Genomic DNA, 20,896 nt, shown 5'->3' with positions numbered 1-20,896 from the left:
GGGCGCGCCGGGTCCGCGCCACAGGGGTCTCGTCGTCGATCACGAGGGCTCGGGGGGACACGGACGACACTGTATGCCGCCCCGCTGTCACCCGCTGTCCGCCTCCGTGGGGCGGTCGGTCGGGCGCGTTCGTCCAGGGTTTGGTGCGGTTGCGTCCGGGGCGCGTCCAAGGTTTCGCGCGAAGCGAACCAGAGGTGGGTACGTCCTGCATGCACAGGAGGAGTCCGACATGTCAACCGAAACGCGCACCCAAGCCCCAACGCCCACAACGGCGCCCGGGCTGCTCGCCCCCGACGAGCGGCACGGGCTCGAGACGACCCTCGACCTGCTGGCCGGGATGGACCTCGCCCACGCCTCCGACGACGACGTCGTCCGGGCCCTCGAGCTCATGGTCACCCATGCCGAGTTCCCCTGCCTCGGGGCCAAGTCCGTCTTCCGCCGCGGCAGCGTCGCGCACGTCGTCCTCGACGACATGTCCGGCCCGGACGTCCCGACGCAGCTGCTGGAGCGGCTCGCCGCCTTCGCCGGGTCCATCGAGGGCGAGAGCGGCTTCCACTCCTTCATCGCCACCTTCCGAGGGCCCCTACCCACCGACGAGGCCGGGTTCGAGGCGTCCCTCTTCGGGCTCCTCCAGCGGCTCCACGACGCCGACGACAGTTCATGGGCGGACGGCGTGGGCTCGGACCCCAACGACCCGCACTTCGCCTTCTCCGCCGGCGGCACGGCGTACTTCATCGTCGGTCTGCACCCGGCCGCCTCGCGGGTGGCCCGGCGCGCGCCGCTACCCACCCTCGTCTTCAACCCGCACGACCAGTTCGAGGAGCTGCGGGCCGAGGGACGCTTCGACGGCATGCGCACGACGATCCGGCGGCGCGACGAGGACCTCCAGGGCTTCGTCAACCCGATGGTCGCCGACCACGGCGACAGCAGCGAGGCCATGCAGTACTCCGGGCGGCATCACCAGGGCGGCTGGGAGCCGCCCCTCGACGTCCACGACGCCGACTAGACGCACGCACGACCCGACACACGACCGAGGACCACAGGGGAGCAAGGATGACGATCTCGCAGGACGCCCGACTCACGACGGACCGACTGTTCGGCCCCGGCGGCCCGGTGCTGCAACCGGCCGGCGACTACCGTGACGGCATGGACCTGACCCGGCTCGCCCCCCAGACCGGAGCCGCCTTCGTCCTCAGGGCCGGGCAGCGACTCACCGTCATCGACCCGACCGGCGAGCAGGTCAGCGACTTCTTCGCCGTCATGGACGACGACCGCGACGAGTGGTTCAGCTCGGGCCGCACCATCGACTACGCCAACTCGACCGCCGTGACGACCGGCAGCGTGCTCTACAGCAACCGGAGCAGGCCGATGGCGACCGTCGTCGAGGACACGTGCGGGCACCACGACATCCTGCTGACGCCGTGCTCGCGGCAGACCTTTGACCTGCTCTACCCCGAGTTCGAGGGCGCCTACCACCCGAGCTGCTTCGAGAACCTCGCGACGAACATGGCGGCCTTCGGCGTCGAGCCCGACCGCATCTCGACGACGCTCAACATCTTCATGAACGTGTGGAACGAGCGCGACGGCGAGCTGCACATCGACCCGCCGACCTCGAAGGCGGGTGACCGCTTCGTCCTGCGTGCCGAGGCCGACCTCGTCGTCGGCCTGACCGCCTGCTCGGCCGAGAAGTCCAACAACGGAGTCTGCAAGCCGATCGACTACCGCATCGACGACTGAGACGCGCGGCCCGAAACCCCTGTGGTGGCAGGGCGACGGCGGAGGCGACGTGGCACACTGACCCCGTGGATCTCGACGTGGTGAGGCGTGCGCCCCTGTTCAAGGCTCTGGACGACGAGGCGGCCTCCGCGCTGCAGTCGGAGATGAGCCGGTCGCACATGGAGCGCGGCGACGTGCTCTTCCACGAGGGAGACCGGGGCGACACGCTCTACGTCATCGCCGAGGGCAAGATCAAGCTCGGCCGCACGAGCCCCGACGGACGCGAGAATCTCGTCGCCATCCTCGGCCCGGGCGAGATGTTCGGCGAGCTCAGCCTCTTCGACCCGGGCCCGCGCACCATGACGGCCACGGCCGTCGCCGAGACGCAGCTCCTCGGCCTCGGCAACGACTCCCTCACGGCGATCCTCACCGGCCGCCCCGAGGTCTCCAAGGCCCTGCTCGCGGCGCTCGCGCAGCGCCTGCGCCGCACCAACGCCCACCTCGCCGACCTCGTCTTCACCGACGTCCCCGGTCGCGTCGCCAAGGCGCTGCTCGACCTGTCCGAGCGCTTCGGCCGCCCCGTGGAGGGCGGCATCATGGTCTCCCACGACCTGACCCAGGAGGAGCTCGCGCAGCTCGTCGGCGCCTCCCGCGAGACGGTCAACAAGGCGCTCGCGGACTTCGCGACGCGCGGCTGGCTGCGGCTCGAGGCGCGCGCCGTGCTCCTGCAGGACGTCGAGCGGCTCAAGCGCCGCGCTCGCTGACTCGCGCCTCCCACCCGGTTGAGGTGGACACGCGGGCAGAACCCCTCGCCGAACACCTCAACCGCTGAAGGTCCAGCCGTCCGGACCGTTGCGCACGATGCGGTCGGCGCCGCCGGTGGCCAGGACGAGCGCCGCGTTGACGTCGTCGTTGCGGGCCACCCAGGCCTCGGCCTCGGCCGGCGCCTTGCCGAACCGGACGTGGCGCTCGACGAGCCGCGACCGTCGCAGGACGTCGTCCCCCGACACGAACCAGACCTCGGCGAGCTGGGCCCTGGCCCGCGCCCACCGCTCCTCGGGGAGCAGCAGGTAGTTGCCCTCGGTGACGACGAGGCGGGCGGCCGGGGGCACGACCGTGGCCGCCGCGATCGGCTGCTCGAGCGTCCGCTCGAAGCCGGGCGCGTAGACCCACGAGTCGGGCTGCTCGACGAGACGACGCAACAGGGCGGCATACCCGTCGGCGTCGAAGGTGTCCGGCGCGCCCTTGCGCGACCGCGAGCCGAGCCGGTCGAGCTGGGCGTCAGCGAGGTGGAAGCCGTCCATCGGCACGTGGGCGACCCAGTCCGCACCCTTGCGAGCCGCGACGGCCTCGACCAGCGCCACCGCGAGGGTCGACTTGCCCGCCCCCGGCGCGCCGGCGATGCCGAGCACGGCCCGGCGGCGGTCGCCCACGAGCGCCACCGCGGCAGCCACGAGCTCCTCGATGCCATGCACGGTCGGAGTCTCCCACCTCGTCACGGGTGGGTGCGGAGGTACTCCAGCTGCGCCTGCACCGACAGCTCCGCCGCCGGCCAGACGCTCCGGGGCACGTCGGCGTAGACCTCCTCGACGACCGCGTATGCCGTCTGCGCACCTCGGGTGACCGCGTCGCGCACCTGCCCCAGCCGTTCGGCGCGGTGCCTGAGGTAGAAGGTCACGGTGGCGGCCGCGTCGGCGACGAACGGCCCGTGGCCCGGGAGCAGGCTCGTGACGTCACCGGCCCGGGTCAGGGCCTCGATGCGGTCGAGGGAGGCGAGGTAGGCCTCGAGGCTGCCGTCAGGCCAGGCGACGACGGTCGTGCCGCGCCCGAGGATCGTGTCGCCGGTGAGCAGGGTGTCGTCGGCGGGGAGGACGAACGAGAAGGAGTCGCTCGTGTGTCCGGGCGTCTCCACGGCCAGGATCTCGAGCCCGCCGACCGTGATGGCCTCGCCGGCCCACAGGTCGTCGTGCCCGCGCCCGAAGGCCCGCACCGGGGCGCCGGTCAGCTCGTGGAACCGGTCGGCGCTCTCGGCGTGGTCGTCGTGCCCGTGGGTGAGGAGGGTCAGCGCGACCCGGCGGCCGGAGTCGGCGACGCGACGCAGAACGTGCTGGAGGTGGTGCTCGTCGAGCGGGCCCGGGTCGACGACGACGACCTCGTCAGAGCCCGGCTCGGCGAGCAGCCACGTGTTCGTGCCGTCGAGGGTCATCGGCGACGGGTTGGGGCAGAGCACGCACTCGGCGCGCTCGCTCGTGATGCCGCCGTGCCAGCCGGGGTCGGCCGCGGTGCCGATCACCGCGACACGTCCCGGGGCCGGCCCGACGACGTCACCGGGCTCATCGTTCGACGATCTCCATGGCCGGCCCGCCGGGGCCGTCGACGACCTCCGGCATGATGAGCGGAAGGTGCTCACTGTGCACGACCACGTCTGCGGCAGAAGGCGCGTCGCGGATCTCCTCCACGCACACGACCGTCGGGGGCAGCATGAGAGCCGACCCGGCGGAATACGCCCTCAGCAGCTCGGAGGGCACCACCCACGTGGCCTGGTCGGCCTCGGTGGTCTCGCCGTCGGCCACCTGGAGCGGCGGCATGAGAGCGGCGAAGAACCACGTGTCGTAGCGGCGCGGCTCGAAGACCGGGGTCAGCCAGTGCGCCTTGGCGACGATGAGGTCGGAGCGCAGGACCAGCCCCTTGTCGCGGAGGACGTCGGCCAGCGAGAGCCGGCGGTCGACGAGCGCGAGGCGGATGTCGAGCCACTCGGGGCCGTCGACCATGGCGAGCGGTCCGCTCGCCGACGGGCTCGCCAGGAGCACGCCGCATTCCTCGAAGACCTCGCGGATCGCGGCCGCGACGTACATCTGGGCCTCCGAGGGCGAGCAGCCGAGCCGGTCGGCCCACTCGGACGGAGAGGGACCCGCCCACGGCAGGCCGATCTCGCCGTCGCGGTCGTCGACGGAACCGCCGGGGAAGACCATCATGCTCGGCGCGAACTCCATCTCGGAGACGCGCCGCAGCATGAAGACCTCGGGTCCGTCCACGCCGCCGGCGCCGTCACGCACGAGCATGACGGTGCTGGCGCGGCGGGGTTCGGCCTCGTCCCAGCGCTCCCCCGCGAGCCAGCGGGTCGCGGTGTCGGAGATGCCGGGCGTCGTGGTCAGGGGGAACCGGCGACCCACGGTGCCGGTCACCTGGCGCTCACCTGCCGTCATCGTGGCATCACCCGCACTCACCGGGCGACGGAGACGATGACCTCGACCTCGACGGGTGCGTCCAACGGGAGCGCAGCGACACCGACGGCCGAACGGGCATGGATCCCCTTGTCACCAAACGCCTTGACGAGCAGCTCGCTCGCGCCGTTGATGACCCCGGGCTGGCCGGTGAAGCCCGGGTCGGAGGCGACGAAACCGACGACCTTGACGACACGGGTCACCGTGTCGAGGTCGCCGATCTCGGACTTGATCGCCGCGATCGCGTTGAGGGCACACGTCTCGGCGAGGGACTTTGCGGTCTCGGCGTCCACCTCGGCGCCGACCTTGCCGGTCGCGGCGAGGGAACCGTCGACCATAGGCAGCTGACCAGAGGTGAACACGAGGTCGCCCTCACGGACGACGGGGACGTAGGCGGCGACGGGCGGCACGACCTCGGGCACGGTGAGGCCGAGCTCGGACAGGCGGTCTTCGACTGCAGACATGGTGCGGTGACTCCTCAGGACTTCGGGCGCTTAAAGTAGGCGACGAGGCTCGTGCCGTCGGGACCGTTGACGATCTGGACGAGCTCCCACCCGTCCGCCCCGAAGTTGTCGAGGATCTGCTTGGTGTTGTGGATCAGAAGCGGTGCGGTGAGGTATTCCCACTGGGTCATGGCCATCACCCTACTCAGTGTCACCACGGCTCTCTCGGGGTGCGTCGGTGGCGCGGGTGACACCATGACGCCCATGACGCGCAGCCCCTCGACGACGTCCCCCGCGAGCGCCTCGACGCGCTCCTACGGCAGCGACCCCGCGCAGGTCTACGACGTCATCCCGCCGGCGTCGGGTGCGCCTGCGGCGAGGGGCACCGTCGTCGTCGTCCACGGCGGGTTCTGGCGGGCGCAGTACGACCGCGAGCACGCGCTCCCCGAGGCCCGCGCCTTCGCGGCGGCGGGCTACCACGTGGTGCTGGCGGAGTACCGCCGAGTCGGTATGCCGGGTGGCGGCGTCCCCGGGACCCTCGACGACGTGCGCGACCTCGTCGCGTCGATCGCGTCGCAGCCTGACCTGCCGAAGTCGCTCGTCCTCGTCGGCCACTCCGCCGGCGGGCACCTCGTCACGTGGGCGGCGGGCCAGCCGTGGGCGTCGGAGCGCGGCATCGCCGGTGTGGTCTCGCTGGCCGGGGTCGTCGACCTCGGTGCCGCGGACCGGCTGCACCTCGGGTCCGACGCCACGCGTGACTTCGTCGGGTCGGGACCGGGCAAGGCGGCGTGGACCTCGGCCGACCCGATGTCGACGCTGCCTCCGAAGGTGCCGGTGCGGCTCGTCAACGGGGCCGACGACGACACCGTGCCGCTGGGCGTGGCCGATGACTACGTCGCGAGGGCCAAGGCCGCCGGCGGCGACGTGACCGAGCAGGTCGTGCCCGGAGCCGACCACTTCGCCGTCATCGACCCGACGACGCCCGCCTTCACGGCCGTCCAGGCGGCAGTAGCCACCCTCCTCCCACCCAGTTGAGGTAAACCCGCCGCCGTTTCCGCGGCGTGGATACCTCAAACGCGGCGTCGTCCACATCCGGTCGCACCGGCTCGGAGTTGTCCCCAGGCTGGTTCGCCGACCGCCCCCGGCGACCCGCGCGGCTGCAGGGTCGGGTCATGAGATCCACCCGGCGCCGTGAGAGGGCCCGCGTCGTCGACGCCGCAGACCTCGGCGTGGTCTCTCGCGCCTCGCTGCGAGCACACGGGATCAGTGCCGCCGACGTGCGGGCAGAGGTCAGGGCCCACCGCTGGACGACGCACGGCCTGCAGACGGTGGCCCTGCACACCCGACCACTCGGTCAGGAGGAGCTGCAGTGGCGCGCGGTCTGGGAGACCGGCGCCGACGTCGCGGCCCTCGATGGCGTGACCGCTCTACTCGCGGCCGGGATGAAGGGCCACTGCGACGATCGCGTCCATCTCTCCGTCGTCCACTCCCACACGGTCAAGCGACTACCGGGGGTTCGAGTGCACAAGATCACGCGCCGCCACGACCGCGAGCTCGAGCCACACGGCATACCCCGAGTTCGGCCGGCCGTGGCCGCGATCCGGGCCGCTCACTGGGCCGACTCGGATCGGCAGGCCGCCTTGCTGCTGGTCCTGCCGACGCAGCAGGGGCTCGTTCGGGCGTCAGATCTGCTGGAGACGGCGCGGACGATCCGCGGGCGTCGACGGCGCGCCTTCGTGGGTGGAGTCGTCAAGGACATCGCGCTCGGTGCGCAGTCTTTGGGCGAGCTCGACTTCGCCCGACTCTGCCGTGCCCGGGGGCTCCCCGAACCGGACCGGCAGGTCGTACGCCGAGGACCGAAGGGCCGGATCTACCTCGACGTCCGCTGGCGCTGCGGGGTCGTCGTCGAGATCGACGGCATCCAGCACACGTGGGGCCTCGCACCCGTCCTCGATGCTCTGCGCCAGAACGGCGTGACGCTCTCGCGCGACACGGTGCTGCGCATCCCCAACATCGGGCTGCGCCTGCACGAGAACGCCTTCATGGACCAGGTGGCGCAGGCGTTGCAGCAACGCGGCGCTTTGAGGTGATGCGGTCGACGAATTGGCGGCGTGTTCACCTCTAACCGGGGCGCGTCCGGGCGCGCCCTAAGGTGGAGGGGTGACGACCGGCCCCACCGACCCCTCCTGGGCGCGAGCGCGGCTGCACGTCGTCACCGGCAAGGGCGGCACGGGCAAGACGACCGTCGCCTCGGCCATCGCGCTGGCCCTCGCGTCGGCCCATGCCCACGTGCTGCTCACCGAGGTCGAGGGCCGGCAGGGCATCAGCCAGACCTTCGACGTCCCCCCGCTCGGCACCGACGAGACCCGCATCGTGCGCCTGCCCGGCGGCGGCGAGGTCGTCGGCCTGGCCATCGAGCCCAAGGCCGCGCTCCTCGAGTACCTCCAGCTCTTCTACAAGCTCGGCCGCGCCGGCAAGCTCCTCGAGAAGTTCGGCGCCATCGACTTCGCGACGACCATCGCCCCCGGCGTCCGGGACGTCCTGCTCATCGGCAAGATCTACGAGGCCAACCGCCGCCGCCGGGACGGCAAGCACAAGGGCGACGCACCCCCTGTCTACGACGGCATCGTCCTCGACGCGCCGCCGACCGGACGCATCGGACGCTTCCTCTCGGTCAACTCCGAGGTGGCCGACCTCGCCCGCGTCGGACCGATCGCCTCGCAGGCCGGCTCGATCACCCGCCTGCTCGAGTCCGAGCAGACCGTCGTCCACCTCGTGACCCTCCTCGAGGAGATGCCCGTGCAGGAGACCCTCGAGGCCATCGCCGACCTCCGGGCCAAGGGCCTGCACCCGGGCGCGATCATCGTCAACATGGTGCGCGAGCCGCTCCTCGACGACACGGCGCTCGAGCAGGCGCGCGCGGGCCGGCTGCACAAGCCGTCGATCCGCACCCAGCTCGGCGAGGCCGGCGTCAAGGCCACACCGGAGCTCGTCGACGGCCTGCTCGAGGAGGCCCGCGACCACGCGCAGCGGATCGACCTCGAGCGCGAGCAGCTCGCACTCCTCGAGGCCACCGGCCTGCCGATCGCCGAGCTGCCCGCACTCCCGGGCGGCGTCGACTCGGGCTCGGTCCGCGAGCTCGCCGACCTCCTCGTCCCGCTCTTCCACCGCGCCGGAGCGCCGACCGGGAACGAGCAGGCCCACGCATGAGCCCCGGACCCGTCTCGACCAAGGCGCCCCTCCTCGACATCGACGCCCTCATCGACGATCCGGCGACGCAGATCGTCGTGTGCTGCGGTTCAGGCGGCGTCGGCAAGACCACGACCGCCGCCGCCCTCGGCCTGCGCGCCGCGGAGTCGGGCCGCAAGGTCGTCGTCCTGACGATCGACCCCGCCCGCCGCCTGGCCCAGTCGTTGGGTCTCACCGAGCTCGACAACACCCCTCGGCCGGTCACCGACATCGACACGGCGGCCGGCGGCAGCCTCCACGCGATGATGCTCGACATGAAGCGGACCTTCGACGAGGTCGTCATCGCCCACACCGAGCCGGGCAAGGCCGAGCAGATCCTCGCCAACCCCTTCTACCAGGCCGTGAGCAGCTCCTTCGCCGGCACGCAGGAGTACATGGCGATGGAGAAGCTCGGCCAGCTCAAGGCGAGCGCCGGCACCGAGGACGCCCCGTGGGACCTCATCGTCGTCGACACCCCGCCGTCCCGCTCCGCCCTCGACTTCCTCGACGCCCCGAACCGCCTCGGCAGCTTCCTCGACGGACGCTTCATCCGTCTGCTCACCGCGCCGGCCAAGGCGGGCGGGCGCGCCGGCCTCAAGGTCTTCGGCGTGGGCGTCCAGATCGTCACCTCGACGATGACCAAGATCCTCGGCGGCCAGATGCTCAGCGACGTGCAGACGTTCGTCAACGCGCTCGACACGATGTTCGGCGGCTTCCGCGAGCGTGCGGACGAGACCTACCGCCTGCTCTCCGAGGACGGCACGGCCTTCCTCGTCGTCGCCGCACCGGAGCGCGACGCGCTCCGCGAGGCGTCCTACTTCGTCGACCGCCTCGAAGCGGACGGTATGCCGCTCGCCGGGCTCGTCGTCAACCGCATCGGTCGCGTCTCGGCGACCGGGGTCACCCCGTCGCGCGCGCTCGCCGCCGCGGAGTCGCTCGAGGAGAGCGGCGGACCGAAGTCGGCATCCAACGCCGCCGGCCTGCTGCGGTTGCACGCATCGCTCGTGCGCACGGCCGAGCGACAGCGCGAGCTCGCGGACCGCTTCTCACGGTCACACCCCGGTATACCCGTCGCGCACGTGCCGGCGCTGGGACGCGACGTCCACGACCTCGACGGCCTGCGGGAGATCGGGCATGCGTTAGCGGGGTCGTGACCCACCCTCAGGTGGCCACGGCCCCGCTCACGTACGACGTGGACCGACCGGCGAACGGTCGGCGTGAAGCCGGCTCAGTCGTGCTTGACCTGTGAGGCCATGCCCGAACGGAGCGCCGACTTCCAGGACGTGATGTCCGGACGCTTGCGGAGCAGGGCCCGGCGCTCGCGCTCGGTCATGCCTCCCCAGACGCCGAACTCGGTCCGGTTGTCGAGAGCCTCGGCCAGGCACTGCGCGAGAACAGGACACGTCTTGCAGACGGCCTTCGCGTCGTGCTGGGCCTTGCCTCGGACGAACAGAGCATCCGGGTCCACGCCTGAACAGCTGGCCTGACTGGCCCACTCGTTCACCCACGGATCCACGATTGCGACAGCACTCATTTTGTTTCCCCTCCCCGCCCGGCGCCTCCCATGACATCCGGACTGACCGCGGACCGTCCCACCGATCCTGATCATGTGGACCCCCCTAAGGCCCAAACGAGACATTACGAGCGCTGGGCCGCGCCGGACATAGCCTCTATGGACCATTTAGTTGGGACGGTGACTAGTCACCTGGACCTCGGACCCCTGGTCATCCAGAGGCGCGAGCGGGTGGTTTGAGACACCTGCAGACCCGGGTGGCTGCACAAGTCCAGTGGCCATAGGGTGAGCGGTTACCCTTGGGCCCATGTCTTCACGCACTACCTCGATCGGTGGCGTCATCAGCCTGCTCGGCGCGTTTCTCGCGTCCGCGCTCGTGCTCGGACTGCTCGCCGCCGGCCTGGTGATGCCCGCGGTGGGCGCCACCGGCGCGCTCGCGCGCAGCGGCGTCGACGTCTTCAACGAGCTCCCGAGCGAGTTCACGACCGACCCGCTGGCCCAGACCTCCCGCATCCTCGCCGCTGACGGCACCGTCATCGCGACGCCGCAGGAGCAGAACCGCACCATCGTGCCGCTCAACAAGATCGCGCCGATCATGCGTGAGGCCCAGGTCGCGATCGAGGACCACCGCTTCTACGACCACGGTGGCATCGACATCCAGGGCACGGCCCGCGCCGTCATCTCCAACCTGCGCAACGGCTCGTCCGTCGGCGCCTCGTCGCTCACCCAGCAGTACGTCAAGATCTCGCTCCAGTACTCCGCCCTCAGCTCCGGCAACGAGGAGGCGGCCGCCGAGGCCGTCAAGAAGGACTACATGCGCAAGCTCAAGGAGCTGAAGTACGCCATCACGCTGGAGAAGAAGCTGACGAAGGACGAGATCCTCGAGGGCTACCTCAACCTCGTCTACTACGGCGACCGCGCCTACGGCGTCGAGGCCGCGGCCCAGCACTACTTCAGCGTCCACGCCGACAAGCTCTCCCTGTCGCAGGCCGCACTCCTCGCCGGGCTGACGCAGAACCCCGGCACCACCGACCCGGTGAACTTCCCGAAGAAGGCCCTGGCCCGACGCAACGTCGTGCTCGACCGCATGCACGAGCTCGGCCGCATCACCGACAAGCAGTGGCAGGCCGCCAAGAAGCGCACGCTCAAGCAGGACATGCGCGTGACGCAGCCGAAGAGCACGTGCCTCGCCTCGCCCTACCCGTACTGGTGCGACTTCATCGTCAACTACGCCCTGACGATGCCGCAGCTCGGCAAGACGCTCGAGGAGCGCAAGCGCACCCTCTACCGCGGCGGCGTCACGATCACGACGACCCTCGACCCGAAGCTGCAGGACTACGCGCAGAAGGAGATCACCAAGAAGGTGCCGATCGGCAACAAGGCCCGGATCGGCTCCGCGGCCTACGTCGCCGACCCCAACACCGGCAAGGTGCTCGCCTTCGCCCAGAACACCGCCTACTCCGTCACCAAGGACGCCGGCGGCGAGACGGGCATCAACTGGGCCCTCGACAAGAAGTACGGCGGGTCCGGCGGGTTCCAGTTCGGCTCGACCGCCAAGGCATTCGCCCTCGTGACGGCCATGCAGTCCGGCATGACGACGAAGTCGTCGGTCAACGCCAAGGCGGCCGGCGGCGAGAGCAAGGCGACGTACACGCCCAAGGAGTGGCCCGGCGGCACCGCCAACTGCGGTCCGGGCGACACGTGGAAGGTGCGCAACGACACCCCGTTCAAGGGCGGCAACATCTCGCTCATGGAGGCCACGGCGCTGTCGACCAACACCGCCTTCGTCGCCCTCGTCGAGCAGCTCGGCGGCTGCAAGGTCCGCGACACGATGATCCGCCTGGGTCTGCACCGCTCCGACGGCCAGACGATCGGCAGGTACGCCCCGCAGTACATCCTCGGTGGCGACGACGTCTCCCCGCAGGGTGTGGCGCACGCCTACGGCGTCCTCGCCGCAGACGGCAAGAAGTGCCCGATGGTGGCCATCACGAAGATCACGCAGGGCGGCAAGAACGTCGCCCTGCCGGCGTCGAAGTGCGACCAGGTCGTCGAGCCGGACGTCGCCAAGGCGACCGACAAGTTCCTCGAGTACAACATGACCCACGGCTCGGGCATCCGGAACCAGCTCAACGACGGCACCCGTGAGTCGGCCGGCAAGACCGGTACCGCCAACAACAACAACGAGTCGTGGTTCGTCGGCTACACGCCGCAGCTCGTGACGGCCGTCTGGGTCGGCACGCCCTACGACCCGGTGACCCGCGTCATGAAGAACGTCCGCGTCGGCGGCGAGTTCTACCCGGTCATGCACGGAGCGGCCATCGCTGCGCCGATCTGGAAGGCCATCATGAACAAGGCCCTCGACGGCCAGCCCGAGGTCAAGTTCGGGGATCCGGCCGACAAGTACCTCGGCACCGACACCGCCAACCAGACGGTGACTCCGGGCCAGCTGCCCGCCGTCGTCGGGCGGTCCGTCGCCGAGGCCGAGTCCCTGCTCCAGGCGGCGGGCTTCCAGACGCAGGTCGGCGGGACGATGTCCTCGCAGGTGCCGCAGGGCCTCGTGGCGGGCATCTCGCCCTACCAGTCGCCGCCGCCCGGCAGCATGATCACGATCTACACCTCGCGCGGCGGGTTCCGACAGGCACTCCCCGCCCCGCAGACGACCGTCTTCACCCCCGGCGGCACCGGCGGCGGTGGCGGTGGCGGCGGCGGCGGGAACGGCAACGGCCACGGAGGCGGCAAACCGACCAAGCCGCCAGGCCGCGGTTGACCCAGCGATGACGAAGGCCCGACGCGATGCGCGTCGGGCCTTCGTCGTCCGTCGGCGACGTGGGTGGGCCTCAACCCGCGAGCACCCGGCGCACGATGGCGGCGACGCGTCCACCCTCGGCGCGGCCGGCCACGGCAGCGTTGGCGGCCTTCATCGCGAGGCCCATCTGCGGCATACCCGTGGCGCCGGAGGCGGTGACCGCCTCTCGGACGATCGCCTCGAGCTCGTCGTCGCCGAGCTGCGTCGGCAGGTACGCCTCGAGGACGGCGAGCTCCGCGTCCTCCTTGGCCGCGAGCTCCGGGCGTCCCGCGCCGACGTATGCCGTCGCCGCCTCACGACGCTTCTTGGCTTCCTTGGTGAGGACCTTGAGGACGTCGTCGTCCGTCAGCTCGCGGTGCTCGGTCCCGGCGACCTCCTCGTTGGTGACGGCGGTGAGGGCCATCCGCAGCGAACCGGCCCGGACCTGGTCGCGCTCGCGCATCGCGGACGTCAGGTCGGACTTCAGCTGCTCCTTGAGGGTGCTCATGGGGCCAGTCTGTCAGGTCGGCCACGCGGGCCCCGACCGGTTTGTCGGGGGTGCGGCCCTCGGGTGCGAGGATGGGCCCCATGCGTGCCGTGACCAAGACCGTCCTGGGCCTGGGGATCGCCGGCGCCGGGGTGCTCGGCTGGGCCTCGCTCGTCGAGCGCAACGCCTTCGTGCTGCGTCGCTTCGACGTGCCGGTGCTGCCCGACGGCGCCGAGCCAATGCGGGTGCTGCACCTGTCCGACCTGCACCTGCTGCCGCGCCAGCGCGCGAAGCGCTCCTGGGTGCACAGCCTCGCCTCGCTCGACCCTGAGCTCGTCATCACGACGGGAGACAACATCGCGGCCCCCGATGCCGTGCCCGCGCTGCTCGACGCGTACGACCGGCTCCTCGGCATCCCCGGCGTCTTCGTCCTTGGGTCCAACGACTACTTCGCCCCCAAGCTGAAGAACCCCCTCGGCTACCTGACCCGCAACTTCGGCAAGGGCGTGGGCACGACCCAGCGGCTGCCCACGGCCGACCTCGTCCGCGGGCTCGGATCCCGTGGCTGGGTCGACCTGACGAACCGTCGGGACTCGCTCACCGTGCGCGGCCTGCGGATCGACGTGCGTGGCGTCGACGACCCGCACCTCGGCTACGACCGCCTCGACCTCGTGCGCGGGCCGGCGTCGCCCGAGGCCGACCTGACGCTCGGCGTGACGCACGCGCCCTACCAGCGGGTGCTCGACGCGTACGCTTCCGACGGCGCCGGACTCATCATCGCCGGACACACGCACGGCGGCCAGGTCTGCGTGCCCGGCTACGGCGCGCTCGTGACGAACTGCGACCTCGACACGGGCCGCGTCAAGGGCCTGTCGCGCTGGTGGCCGGGAGCCGGCTCCACGCCGTCGTCGCAGGCTCCTGAGGGCGCTGCGTGGCTCGAGGTGTCCGCCGGTCTGGGCACCGCGCCCACCGCTCCCGTACGCCTCGCCTGCCGTCCCGAAGCGACCCTCCTGACGCTCGTCCCCCGCTCGCAGGCCTGAACTGGCACGGTCCGTCGCGGCGGTCGACGAGCCCGATTCGGAGATGGGCCGGGGGCTGCGCTAGCATCTCTGCTGCTGCCTCCGGTCCACGGATCAGGGCTAGATGCAGCACCGGGGTGTGGCGCAGCTTGGTAGCGCGCTTCGTTCGGGACGAAGAGGTCGCAGGTTCAAATCCTGTCACCCCGACCATCCGCGAAGGGCCTGCTGGAAACGACGAAGTCGTTCCAGCAGGCCCTTCGGCTGTCGGGGGACGACATCCGAGGAGGAGCGGCGGCCGACGTGGAGTCCTAGTGTTCGACGACGTGGTCGCCGTGCTGGTAGTGGCGGTGCCCATCGTGCAGGTGATCCACGTGGTTGCCGTGCTGGACCGTCTCGCACCCGTCGCCCTCGGCGTGGGCGTCACTGTGGTCCGTGTGCACGGCCCGCTCGGCGTGACGTTCGGAGCCATGGACGTGGTCGAGGTGGTCGCCGTGCTCGACGGTCTCGCAGCCGTCGTCAGGAAGGTGCTCGTGGTCGGACGCGATCGTGTGATCGGACATCTTTCCTCCAGGGACAGGTCGGTTCACCCGCATCTTCCTCCAGCGAACCCGGGGTGCGTCAAGGGTGGGTCGCGAGCGCGTCGGACCCCTACCGGTCGGTGCGGCCGTCGATGCACTCGCGCAGCAGGTCGGCGTGCCCGCTGTGCTGGGCGTACTCCGAGATCATGTGGCCCACCACGGCCCGCACAGACATCTGTCCGCTGCCGGTCGCGAGGACGTCGTCCAACGAGGCCGTCGCGAGCGCCGCCTCGGCCAGCCGGCACTCCTCGAGCAGCCGGTCGTAGTCCGCCTGGGCCCGGGCCGGGTCGAGGTCCTCGAAGTCGGCGTCGGGTCCGAGCGCGGGGTCGTACATCGGCTCGAGGTCCTCCCCGCCGATGAACTCGCGGAACCACCCGCGCTCGACCTTGGCCATGTGCCGGACCAGCCCGAGCAACGACAGGCTGGACGGCGGGACCGAGCGCTGTGCGAGCTGCTCTCCGGTCAGGCCCGCGCACGTGTCGAGCAGCACGGCGCGACGCCAGGCGAGCCTGGCCTCGAGCAGGGTCCGCTCGTCCCCCACCGGCTCGAACTGCGGCAACGACACCTCAGGCGCGGTCCACGTCATCCGGACATCCTGACAGTCAGCCCCCACGCCGTCGGGGTGACCTGCCGACCCGGCCGACAGAAAATCTCGGGTGTCGAGCCCGGCGCGGCGCGACACTGGTGCGGAGGTGCCGGCCGGGCGGCCGGCCCCCGAGCAGGGACGGAGACCGCGATGAGCGACGTGCCCCCTTCAGCAGGCCGGTCCGTCGACCCCGAGGGGGCCACCGAGGGAGCAGCAGAAGGAGCCGTCGAGGGCGCCGCCGACCCGCCCTGCCTGCGCGACTCGACGACACCCGGCCTCCCCGTCTACCTGTCGACGGAGCACTGGAGCCTGCTCGGCACCCGCTCCATGACGTGGTCGGAGATCATGAGCCGGATCACGATCTACCTCACCGTCGTGTCGGCGTTCCTCGTCGTCCTGGCCCTGACCGCGCAGGCCACCGGCTTCGGCACGCCGTTCCGGGTCATGGCCGTCGGCTTCGCGTCGGCCGCCCTCGTCATGGGCTCGCTCACGGCGATCCGGGTCAACCTCGCGAGCCGGGAGGACGCCGACCTCATAAGGGCGATGAACCGGCTCCGGCACGCCTACGTCGAGCTGGCGCCCGAGCGTCGGGTCTTCGCGGGACCGAACGACGACGAGCGCTTCCCGACGCCCGACTGACGCCCGACTGACGCCCGGCCGATGCCCGCGTGGACGCCCGGCTGACGCCCGGCGGGAGCGCTACGGCTCGTCCGCCAGTGCCGTCTCGCGGACCGCCTCGGCGACGACGTCGACGAGCCGACCCGTGTGCGCCAGCATCGCGCGCTGCCGGACGGCCCCGTTGCCCTCCTCCCGCACCCGCGCGAGCCCCTCCTGCACGACCGAGAGGTCGCCCGCCGCCTGAAGTGCGGGTCCGACGTGGTCGAGCAGCGACTCGAGGACCGTCCAGCACGGCACGGGCAGTCCGGTGCGCCAGTCGAGGAGACGACCCTCGAGACCCTCGCGCCCGGCCTGCCAGGTCGCGAGCCGGAGCATCGTCGTCGACACGTCGGGCGCCGGACGGCCGAGAGCCCACTCCTGCGCAGCCGTCTCGACGAGCCCCCGGCACAGGGCGGCGACGACGACGGCCTCGTCGACCGTGAAGCACACGTCGGCGGCCCGGACCTCGACGGTCGGGTAGTGCTGGGCCAGTCGGGCGACGAAGTAGACCATCCCCTCGTCGAGGACCACGGACGACAGCACCATGTCGCGGACGAGCCGGCGGTACGCGTCCGCCGACCCGAAGGGCCCCGTCGGACCCCACGACGGCCACCGGGCGAGCTCCTGGCTCCGGTAGCTCGCGAAGCCCGAGTCCTGCCCGTTCCAGTAGGGGGAGTTCGCGCTGAGCGCGAGCAGCGCCGGGAGCCAGACCCGGATCCGGTCGAGGACGCCGACTCCCTCCTCGTCGCCCTCGACGGACACGTGCACGTGGCAGCCGCAGATGAGGTGCTCGCGGGCGGTGAGCTGGTAGCGCTCCTGCAGCCACGCGTACCTCGGCGACGTCACGGCGACCGGGCGGACGGGCAGCGGCGAGGTGGCGAGCGCAGCCACGCTCGACCCGGTCCCCCGGGCTGCCGCGACTGCCTCCGTGCGCCAGTGCCGCACCTCGTGGCGCAGCGCGTCGAGGTCGGCGGTGGGCGGCGTGTGCGTCTCGATCTGCTGCTGCTGGAACTCCCCCTCGACGGCTCCCTGCACCCCGGCGCCCGCTTCCTCGGGATTCCGCCGCGCGGCCCGTACGAGCAGCTGGGCCGACACCGACCGTGGCCGTCCGTCGTGGACGTCGACGAGCAGCATCTCCTCCTCGACACCGAGGGTCCGCACCATGGTGCTCCTTCCGGAGCACGACCGAGGACGTATGCCGTGTGGCCCGGTGACGCGCCACGGCACCGTGTGGCGCCCGGCGCGCCGGACGGCATACGCCCGTTGCTCCGCGTGACCAGTGTGGCCCGTGGTGGGCTCCGGCGGGAGGGACGAAGGGCCCGGATGTCGGACCGGCGGGAATGAACGGCGGGCGCGTGCGTTGTCCCTCTTTGTCGCCCCAACCGGCAGGAGCATCGTGTCGACCTCGTCCACCCTCGGATTTCGCTCGGAACGCGGGCCCATCCTCATCGCCCTCATGCTGTCGACGTCGCTCATCGCGCTCGACTCCACGATCCTCGCCACGGCGGTCCCCTCCATCGTCGCGGACCTCGGCGGCCTCACCCAGTTCCCGTGGCTCTTCTCCGTCTACCTGCTCGCGCAGGCGGTGTCGGTCCCCGTCTACGCCAAGCTCGCCGACACGGTCGGGCGCAAGCCGGTCATCCTCGTCGGCATCGGGCTCTTCCTGGTCGGCAGCATCCTCTGCGGGTTCGCTTGGGACATGGGCTCGCTCATCGTCATGCGAGCACTGCAGGGGCTCGGCGCCGGTGCGGTCCTGCCGATGACGACGACGATCGCCGCTGACATCTACACCGTTGCCGAGCGGGCCAAGACGCAGGGCTACATCGCGAGCGTCTGGGCCGTGTCGTCCGTCGTCGGCCCGACGCTCGGTGGCGTCTTCTCCCAGTTCGCCTCGTGGCGCTGGATCTTCTTCGTCAACATCCCGTTCTGCCTGCTCGCCGCCGGCATGATCTGGCGCAAGTACGACGAGTCCGTCGAGCGTCGCCGGCACCGCATCGACTACGCCGGGGCCACCGTCCTCACGGTCGCCTTGACCCTGCTCATCCTCGCCGTCCTCGAGGGCGGCCAGGCCTGGGCGTGGAGCTCGTGGCAGAGCATCGGCTCCTTCGCCGTAGGCGGCGTGCTCCTCCTCGCCTTCGGTCTCATCGAGCGACGGGCGGCCGAGCCGATCCTGCCGCTCGAGGTGCTGACCCGGCGGCTCATCGTCGCGACGTGCCTCATCGGCATCGGCGTCGGTGCAGTGCTCGTCGGGCTCACCTCCTACGTGCCGACCTTCCTCGAGCGCTCGACCGGCGCCACCCCCATCGTGGCGGGGCTCGCGGTCGCCGCCCTCACCATCGGCTGGCCCATCTCGGCCTCGCAGTCGGGTCGGCTCTACATGCGCATCGGCTTCCGCCCGACGGCGCTCATCGGCCTCGTCGTCGCGACCGTGGGCGCCCTCGCGCTGTGGCTCACCTCGGCCACCCCGAACGTCTTCGCCACGGCCGCGTCGTGCCTCGTCGTCGGCTTCGGCCTCGGCCTCGTCGCCACGCCCACGCTCATCGCGGCGCAGGCCTCGGTGCCGTGGAACGAGCGTGCCGTCGTCACGGGAACCAACATGTTCATGCGCTCGGTCGGCAGCGCCGTCGGCGTCGCGATCTTCGGCGCCATCGCGAACGCCGTCATCGCGTCCCATGGTGGCGAGGCGTCGAGCGAGGCGGTGCAGGCCGGCTCGACGGCCGTCTTCCTCGCCGTCCTCGTCGTCGCTCTCGTCACGGTCGCCGCCGGGCTGCTCATGCCCCACACGCGGGCTGAGGACGTCGCCCACGGCGGCTCGTCGGACAACGAGTCCACCGACCTCGCGCAGACCGAGCCCTCCACCGCCTGACCCGTAGCCACCGGCCGGCCAACCCTCGACAGGAACGAGTAGGGCTCGAGGGCATCGGGTACGTCGCCAGGGACAGCGTCACAGACCCCGACGACGAGGAGAAAGCGATGAGCGAGCACGACGACGGCACCCGGAAGGTCGCCGACCTGATCAAGGACATCCGGATCGCGATGCTGACGCACGCGGACTCCAACGGTGTCCTCGTGAGCCACCCGATGGCGACCCAGGAGGTCGAGTTCGACGGCGACGTGCTCTTCGTCGCCGAGCGCGACAGCCACAAGGCACGCGACATCGCCACGCAGTCCCCGGCGCGCGTCAACGTCGCCTACAGCTCGAACAGCTCGTGGGTGTCGCTGTCCGGCACGGCGACCATCGTCGACGACAGCGCCAAGCTCGCCGAGCTGTGGAACTCCTTCACGGGAGCCTGGCTCGAGGGTGGGCCGGAGAACCCGAACAACATCATCATCAAGGTGAGCGCCGACTCGGCCGAGTACTGGGACTCCCCCGGCGCCAAGGTCACGCAGATCGCCAACTTCGTCAAGGCGAAGGTGACCGGCGAGCGCATCGAGGGTGACAACGAGGTCGTCGACCTCTGACCGCCTGAGACGGTCGTATGCCGTCGGGTCCCCTTCGCATTGAAGGGAACCCGACGGCATACGTGCTTTCAGGCGTGCCTCAGAGGAGCCTCACGCCGCGCCCTTGACGAGCCGCATGACGGCTCGCTCGAGCGCGTCGCGGTCGCGCACCCGCACGAGCTCGCCCAGCTCGAGTCGGGTGCGATCGGCCTTGGTCAGGCGCGACAGGCTGCGTGCGATGGTGCGGCCAACGGCGTACTCGTCGAGGACGCGGGGGTCGACGTACGAGCTGCGGGCGACCGCGGGCGTGTTGCCGAGGTGCTCGGAGACGACCTTCATCGCGTCCTTCTCGGCGCGCTTGAGCTCGCGCTCGGAGTCGACGGGGCCGGTCCGCGCGAGCGCGACGGCAGCCGTCACGGTGGCCGCCCAGGTGCGCAGGTCCTTGACGGTGTACTCCTCGCCGACGAGCTCCTTGAAGGCGACGTTGAGGTCGCTCGAGCGCAGCTCGTGCCAGCCGTTCGTGTCGCGGTAGGCCAGCAGGCGCTCACCCGGATAGCCACTTCGCTTGAGGGACAACACGATCCGCGCCAACAGCTGGTCGGTCATGACGGCCTCGCGGGTGACGCCCGACTTCGCCGGGAACTCGAAGGTGACGTCCTCACCGCTCACCGTGACGTGGGAGCGGAGCAGCGTCGCGACGCCGTGCGAGCCGTGCTCGGCCTCGTACTCCTCTCCGCCGCTGCGGAAGAGCCCGGCGTCGAGCATCCGCAGGCCGGCGGCGGTGACGCGCTTCCGCGTCAGGCCGTTGGTGCGCAGGTCGGCCGCGATCTGCTTGCGGGCGGCCGGCAGCTTGCGGGCCAGCACGATGACGCGGTCGTGCTTCTCGCGGCCGCGCGCCTCGTGCCAGGCGTCGTGGTAGAGGTACTGACGCCGCCCCGCGTCGTCGGTGCCGACGGCCTGGATGTGGCCGTTCGGGTGCGGGCTGATCCAGACGTCCTGCCAGGCCGGCGGGATGACGAGTGCGATGACCCGTTCACGCGTCTCGGCATCGACGGCCCTGCCGTCGGCGTCGACGTAGCTGAAGCCCTTGCCCCGCCGCACGCGACGGATCCCGGGCTTGTCGATGGTGCTCCGGCGCAGTCTCACACCGTTGAGATACCCGCACCGGGTCGAGCCCCAACCGCACCCCCACCGCACCGCGCCGCGGTGCTGCGCGGCT

At 71.2% G+C, this 20,896-nt stretch carries 23 protein-coding genes and 1 tRNA gene; 13 read left to right on the top strand and 11 right to left on the bottom strand.

Going from position 1 to position 20,896, the window contains the following annotated elements; all coding sequences use genetic code 11:
• Window positions 1-229 precede the first annotated feature (229 nt).
• The 3 genes from gntA to AB4Z14_RS14185 all read left to right on the top strand — a co-directional run bounded on the left by gntA (window position 230) and on the right by AB4Z14_RS14185 (window position 2,480).
• Complete coding sequence (gene gntA / locus AB4Z14_RS14195) at window positions 230-1,006, top strand: guanitoxin biosynthesis heme-dependent pre-guanitoxin N-hydroxylase GntA (RefSeq protein WP_442275736.1); 777 nt, start codon at window positions 230-232, stop codon at window positions 1,004-1,006.
• A gap of 47 nt (window positions 1,007-1,053) precedes the next feature.
• Window positions 1,054-1,737: a DUF1989 domain-containing protein gene (locus tag AB4Z14_RS14190; protein ID WP_442275735.1), complete on the top strand. Its 684-nt coding sequence runs from the start codon at window positions 1,054-1,056 to the stop codon at window positions 1,735-1,737.
• Between the two features lie 65 nt (window positions 1,738-1,802).
• Window positions 1,803-2,480: a Crp/Fnr family transcriptional regulator gene (locus AB4Z14_RS14185; protein ID WP_020145792.1), complete on the top strand. Its 678-nt coding sequence runs from the start codon at window positions 1,803-1,805 to the stop codon at window positions 2,478-2,480.
• 57 nt (window positions 2,481-2,537) lie between these two features.
• On the opposite strand, the gene AB4Z14_RS14180 is transcribed toward AB4Z14_RS14185, so the two are convergent.
• The 5 genes from AB4Z14_RS14180 to AB4Z14_RS14160 are packed head-to-tail and all read right to left on the bottom strand — an operon-like array spanning window position 2,538 to window position 5,574.
• Complete coding sequence (locus tag AB4Z14_RS14180; RefSeq protein WP_442275734.1) at window positions 2,538-3,191, bottom strand: nucleoside/nucleotide kinase family protein; 654 nt, start codon at window positions 3,189-3,191, stop codon at window positions 2,538-2,540.
• Between the two features lie 20 nt (window positions 3,192-3,211).
• Window positions 3,212-4,009, bottom strand: coding sequence for an MBL fold metallo-hydrolase (locus tag AB4Z14_RS14175; RefSeq protein WP_442275733.1), 798 nt, complete (start codon window positions 4,007-4,009; stop codon window positions 3,212-3,214).
• Between the two features lie 40 nt (window positions 4,010-4,049).
• The gene (locus AB4Z14_RS14170; protein ID WP_442275732.1) at window positions 4,050-4,922 is read right to left on the bottom strand and encodes an NUDIX hydrolase; all 873 of its coding nucleotides are present in this window, start codon (window positions 4,920-4,922) and stop codon (window positions 4,050-4,052) included.
• 17 nt (window positions 4,923-4,939) lie between these two features.
• On the bottom strand, window positions 4,940-5,404 hold the full coding sequence (locus AB4Z14_RS14165; protein WP_020145788.1) for a RidA family protein: 465 nt from the start codon (window positions 5,402-5,404) through the stop codon (window positions 4,940-4,942).
• Between the two features lie 14 nt (window positions 5,405-5,418).
• On the bottom strand, window positions 5,419-5,574 hold the full coding sequence (locus AB4Z14_RS14160; RefSeq protein ID WP_142179199.1) for a DUF4177 domain-containing protein: 156 nt from the start codon (window positions 5,572-5,574) through the stop codon (window positions 5,419-5,421).
• A 73-nt stretch (window positions 5,575-5,647) separates the two neighbouring features.
• On the opposite strand from AB4Z14_RS14160, the gene AB4Z14_RS14155 reads away from it, so the two are divergent.
• From AB4Z14_RS14155 to AB4Z14_RS14140, 4 genes are all read left to right on the top strand, one after another.
• Complete coding sequence (locus tag AB4Z14_RS14155) at window positions 5,648-6,418, top strand: alpha/beta hydrolase family protein (RefSeq protein ID WP_442275731.1); 771 nt, start codon at window positions 5,648-5,650, stop codon at window positions 6,416-6,418.
• 137 nt (window positions 6,419-6,555) lie between these two features.
• The gene (locus AB4Z14_RS14150; protein WP_442275730.1) at window positions 6,556-7,473 is read left to right on the top strand and encodes a hypothetical protein; all 918 of its coding nucleotides are present in this window, start codon (window positions 6,556-6,558) and stop codon (window positions 7,471-7,473) included.
• Between the two features lie 70 nt (window positions 7,474-7,543).
• Entirely contained in the window at window positions 7,544-8,593 is a 1,050-nt protein-coding gene (locus AB4Z14_RS14145; protein WP_442275729.1) for an ArsA-related P-loop ATPase, read from the top strand.
• Window positions 8,590-9,765: an ArsA family ATPase gene (locus AB4Z14_RS14140; protein WP_442275728.1), complete on the top strand. Its 1,176-nt coding sequence runs from the start codon at window positions 8,590-8,592 to the stop codon at window positions 9,763-9,765. Before AB4Z14_RS14145 ends, AB4Z14_RS14140 begins: the two co-directional genes overlap by 4 nt.
• A gap of 74 nt (window positions 9,766-9,839) precedes the next feature.
• Here AB4Z14_RS14140 and AB4Z14_RS14135 read toward each other — a convergent pair whose 3' ends face one another.
• Complete coding sequence (locus tag AB4Z14_RS14135; protein ID WP_442275727.1) at window positions 9,840-10,145, bottom strand: WhiB family transcriptional regulator; 306 nt, start codon at window positions 10,143-10,145, stop codon at window positions 9,840-9,842.
• Window positions 10,146-10,431: 286 nt separating this feature from the next.
• Here AB4Z14_RS14135 and AB4Z14_RS14130 point away from each other — a divergent pair, with 286 nt between their 5' ends.
• A complete protein-coding gene (locus AB4Z14_RS14130) occupies window positions 10,432-12,891 on the top strand; it encodes a penicillin-binding protein (protein ID WP_442275726.1) in 2,460 nt (819 codons plus the stop codon).
• Between the two features lie 70 nt (window positions 12,892-12,961).
• Here the strand turns inward: AB4Z14_RS14130 and AB4Z14_RS14125 are convergent, their stop codons facing one another.
• On the bottom strand, window positions 12,962-13,417 hold the full coding sequence (locus AB4Z14_RS14125) for a GatB/YqeY domain-containing protein (protein WP_442275725.1): 456 nt from the start codon (window positions 13,415-13,417) through the stop codon (window positions 12,962-12,964).
• Window positions 13,418-13,497: 80 nt separating this feature from the next.
• On the opposite strand from AB4Z14_RS14125, the gene AB4Z14_RS14120 reads away from it, so the two are divergent.
• Both AB4Z14_RS14120 and AB4Z14_RS14115 read left to right on the top strand, forming a co-directional pair.
• On the top strand, window positions 13,498-14,436 hold the full coding sequence (locus tag AB4Z14_RS14120; protein ID WP_442275724.1) for a metallophosphoesterase: 939 nt from the start codon (window positions 13,498-13,500) through the stop codon (window positions 14,434-14,436).
• A 112-nt stretch (window positions 14,437-14,548) separates the two neighbouring features.
• Window positions 14,549-14,625: transfer RNA gene (locus AB4Z14_RS14115), tRNA-Pro, on the top strand.
• A 98-nt stretch (window positions 14,626-14,723) separates the two neighbouring features.
• On the opposite strand, the gene AB4Z14_RS14110 is transcribed toward AB4Z14_RS14115, so the two are convergent.
• Together AB4Z14_RS14110 and AB4Z14_RS14105 are read right to left on the bottom strand one after the other, a co-directional pair.
• On the bottom strand, window positions 14,724-14,975 hold the full coding sequence (locus tag AB4Z14_RS14110) for a hypothetical protein (RefSeq protein WP_442275723.1): 252 nt from the start codon (window positions 14,973-14,975) through the stop codon (window positions 14,724-14,726).
• 88 nt (window positions 14,976-15,063) lie between these two features.
• The gene (locus AB4Z14_RS14105) at window positions 15,064-15,579 is read right to left on the bottom strand and encodes a DinB family protein (protein ID WP_442275722.1); all 516 of its coding nucleotides are present in this window, start codon (window positions 15,577-15,579) and stop codon (window positions 15,064-15,066) included.
• A 150-nt stretch (window positions 15,580-15,729) separates the two neighbouring features.
• Between AB4Z14_RS14105 and AB4Z14_RS14100 the strand changes: the two genes are divergently transcribed.
• Window positions 15,730-16,218: a hypothetical protein gene (locus tag AB4Z14_RS14100; RefSeq protein WP_442275721.1), complete on the top strand. Its 489-nt coding sequence runs from the start codon at window positions 15,730-15,732 to the stop codon at window positions 16,216-16,218.
• Between the two features lie 60 nt (window positions 16,219-16,278).
• Here AB4Z14_RS14100 and AB4Z14_RS14095 read toward each other — a convergent pair whose 3' ends face one another.
• A complete protein-coding gene (locus AB4Z14_RS14095; RefSeq protein ID WP_442275720.1) occupies window positions 16,279-17,400 on the bottom strand; it encodes a carboxylate-amine ligase in 1,122 nt (373 codons plus the stop codon).
• Window positions 17,401-17,692: 292 nt separating this feature from the next.
• On the opposite strand from AB4Z14_RS14095, the gene AB4Z14_RS14090 reads away from it, so the two are divergent.
• Window positions 17,693-19,102 (top strand): MDR family MFS transporter, encoded by a 1,410-nt coding sequence (locus AB4Z14_RS14090; RefSeq protein ID WP_442275832.1) that lies wholly within the window; start codon window positions 17,693-17,695, stop codon window positions 19,100-19,102.
• 107 nt (window positions 19,103-19,209) lie between these two features.
• Entirely contained in the window at window positions 19,210-19,698 is a 489-nt protein-coding gene (locus tag AB4Z14_RS14085; protein WP_256795700.1) for a pyridoxamine 5'-phosphate oxidase family protein, read from the top strand.
• 90 nt (window positions 19,699-19,788) lie between these two features.
• Here the strand turns inward: AB4Z14_RS14085 and AB4Z14_RS14080 are convergent, their stop codons facing one another.
• Window positions 19,789-20,823, bottom strand: coding sequence for a DNA topoisomerase IB (locus tag AB4Z14_RS14080; RefSeq protein WP_442275719.1), 1,035 nt, complete (start codon window positions 20,821-20,823; stop codon window positions 19,789-19,791).
• Window positions 20,824-20,896: the final 73 nt, after the last annotated feature.

Source organism: Terrabacter sp. 2TAF16, assembly GCF_052115065.1.
In the GTDB taxonomy this organism is placed as follows: Bacteria; Actinomycetota; Actinomycetes; order Actinomycetales; family Dermatophilaceae; genus Terrabacter.
Note: the sequence above shows the minus strand (reverse complement) of the source record. Positions and strands in the feature narration are given on the sequence as shown.

Excerpts from the sequence above, each read along its gene's own strand:
- AB4Z14_RS14090 (WP_442275832.1), top strand. The coding sequence starts at position 17,693 with ATGCTGTCGACGTCGCTCATCGCGCTCGACTCCACGATCCTCGCCACG.
- gntA (WP_442275736.1), top strand. The coding sequence starts at position 230 with ATGTCAACCGAAACGCGCACCCAAGCCCCAACGCCCACAACGGCGCCC.
- AB4Z14_RS14110 (WP_442275723.1), bottom strand. The coding sequence starts at position 14,975 with ATGTCCGATCACACGATCGCGTCCGACCACGAGCACCTTCCTGACGAC.
- AB4Z14_RS14150 (WP_442275730.1), top strand. The coding sequence starts at position 6,556 with ATGAGATCCACCCGGCGCCGTGAGAGGGCCCGCGTCGTCGACGCCGCA.
- AB4Z14_RS14140 (WP_442275728.1), top strand. The coding sequence starts at position 8,590 with ATGAGCCCCGGACCCGTCTCGACCAAGGCGCCCCTCCTCGACATCGAC.
- AB4Z14_RS14120 (WP_442275724.1), top strand. The coding sequence starts at position 13,498 with ATGCGTGCCGTGACCAAGACCGTCCTGGGCCTGGGGATCGCCGGCGCC.
- AB4Z14_RS14170 (WP_442275732.1), bottom strand. The coding sequence starts at position 4,922 with ATGACGGCAGGTGAGCGCCAGGTGACCGGCACCGTGGGTCGCCGGTTC.
- AB4Z14_RS14095 (WP_442275720.1), bottom strand. The coding sequence starts at position 17,400 with ATGGTGCGGACCCTCGGTGTCGAGGAGGAGATGCTGCTCGTCGACGTC.
- AB4Z14_RS14165 (WP_020145788.1), bottom strand. The coding sequence starts at position 5,404 with ATGTCTGCAGTCGAAGACCGCCTGTCCGAGCTCGGCCTCACCGTGCCC.
- AB4Z14_RS14085 (WP_256795700.1), top strand. The coding sequence starts at position 19,210 with ATGAGCGAGCACGACGACGGCACCCGGAAGGTCGCCGACCTGATCAAG.
- AB4Z14_RS14100 (WP_442275721.1), top strand. The coding sequence starts at position 15,730 with ATGAGCGACGTGCCCCCTTCAGCAGGCCGGTCCGTCGACCCCGAGGGG.
- AB4Z14_RS14190 (WP_442275735.1), top strand. The coding sequence starts at position 1,054 with ATGACGATCTCGCAGGACGCCCGACTCACGACGGACCGACTGTTCGGC.
- AB4Z14_RS14155 (WP_442275731.1), top strand. The coding sequence starts at position 5,648 with ATGACGCGCAGCCCCTCGACGACGTCCCCCGCGAGCGCCTCGACGCGC.
- AB4Z14_RS14160 (WP_142179199.1), bottom strand. The coding sequence starts at position 5,574 with ATGACCCAGTGGGAATACCTCACCGCACCGCTTCTGATCCACAACACC.
- AB4Z14_RS14105 (WP_442275722.1), bottom strand. The coding sequence starts at position 15,579 with ATGACGTGGACCGCGCCTGAGGTGTCGTTGCCGCAGTTCGAGCCGGTG.
- AB4Z14_RS14125 (WP_442275725.1), bottom strand. The coding sequence starts at position 13,417 with ATGAGCACCCTCAAGGAGCAGCTGAAGTCCGACCTGACGTCCGCGATG.
- AB4Z14_RS14135 (WP_442275727.1), bottom strand. The coding sequence starts at position 10,145 with ATGAGTGCTGTCGCAATCGTGGATCCGTGGGTGAACGAGTGGGCCAGT.
- AB4Z14_RS14130 (WP_442275726.1), top strand. The coding sequence starts at position 10,432 with ATGTCTTCACGCACTACCTCGATCGGTGGCGTCATCAGCCTGCTCGGC.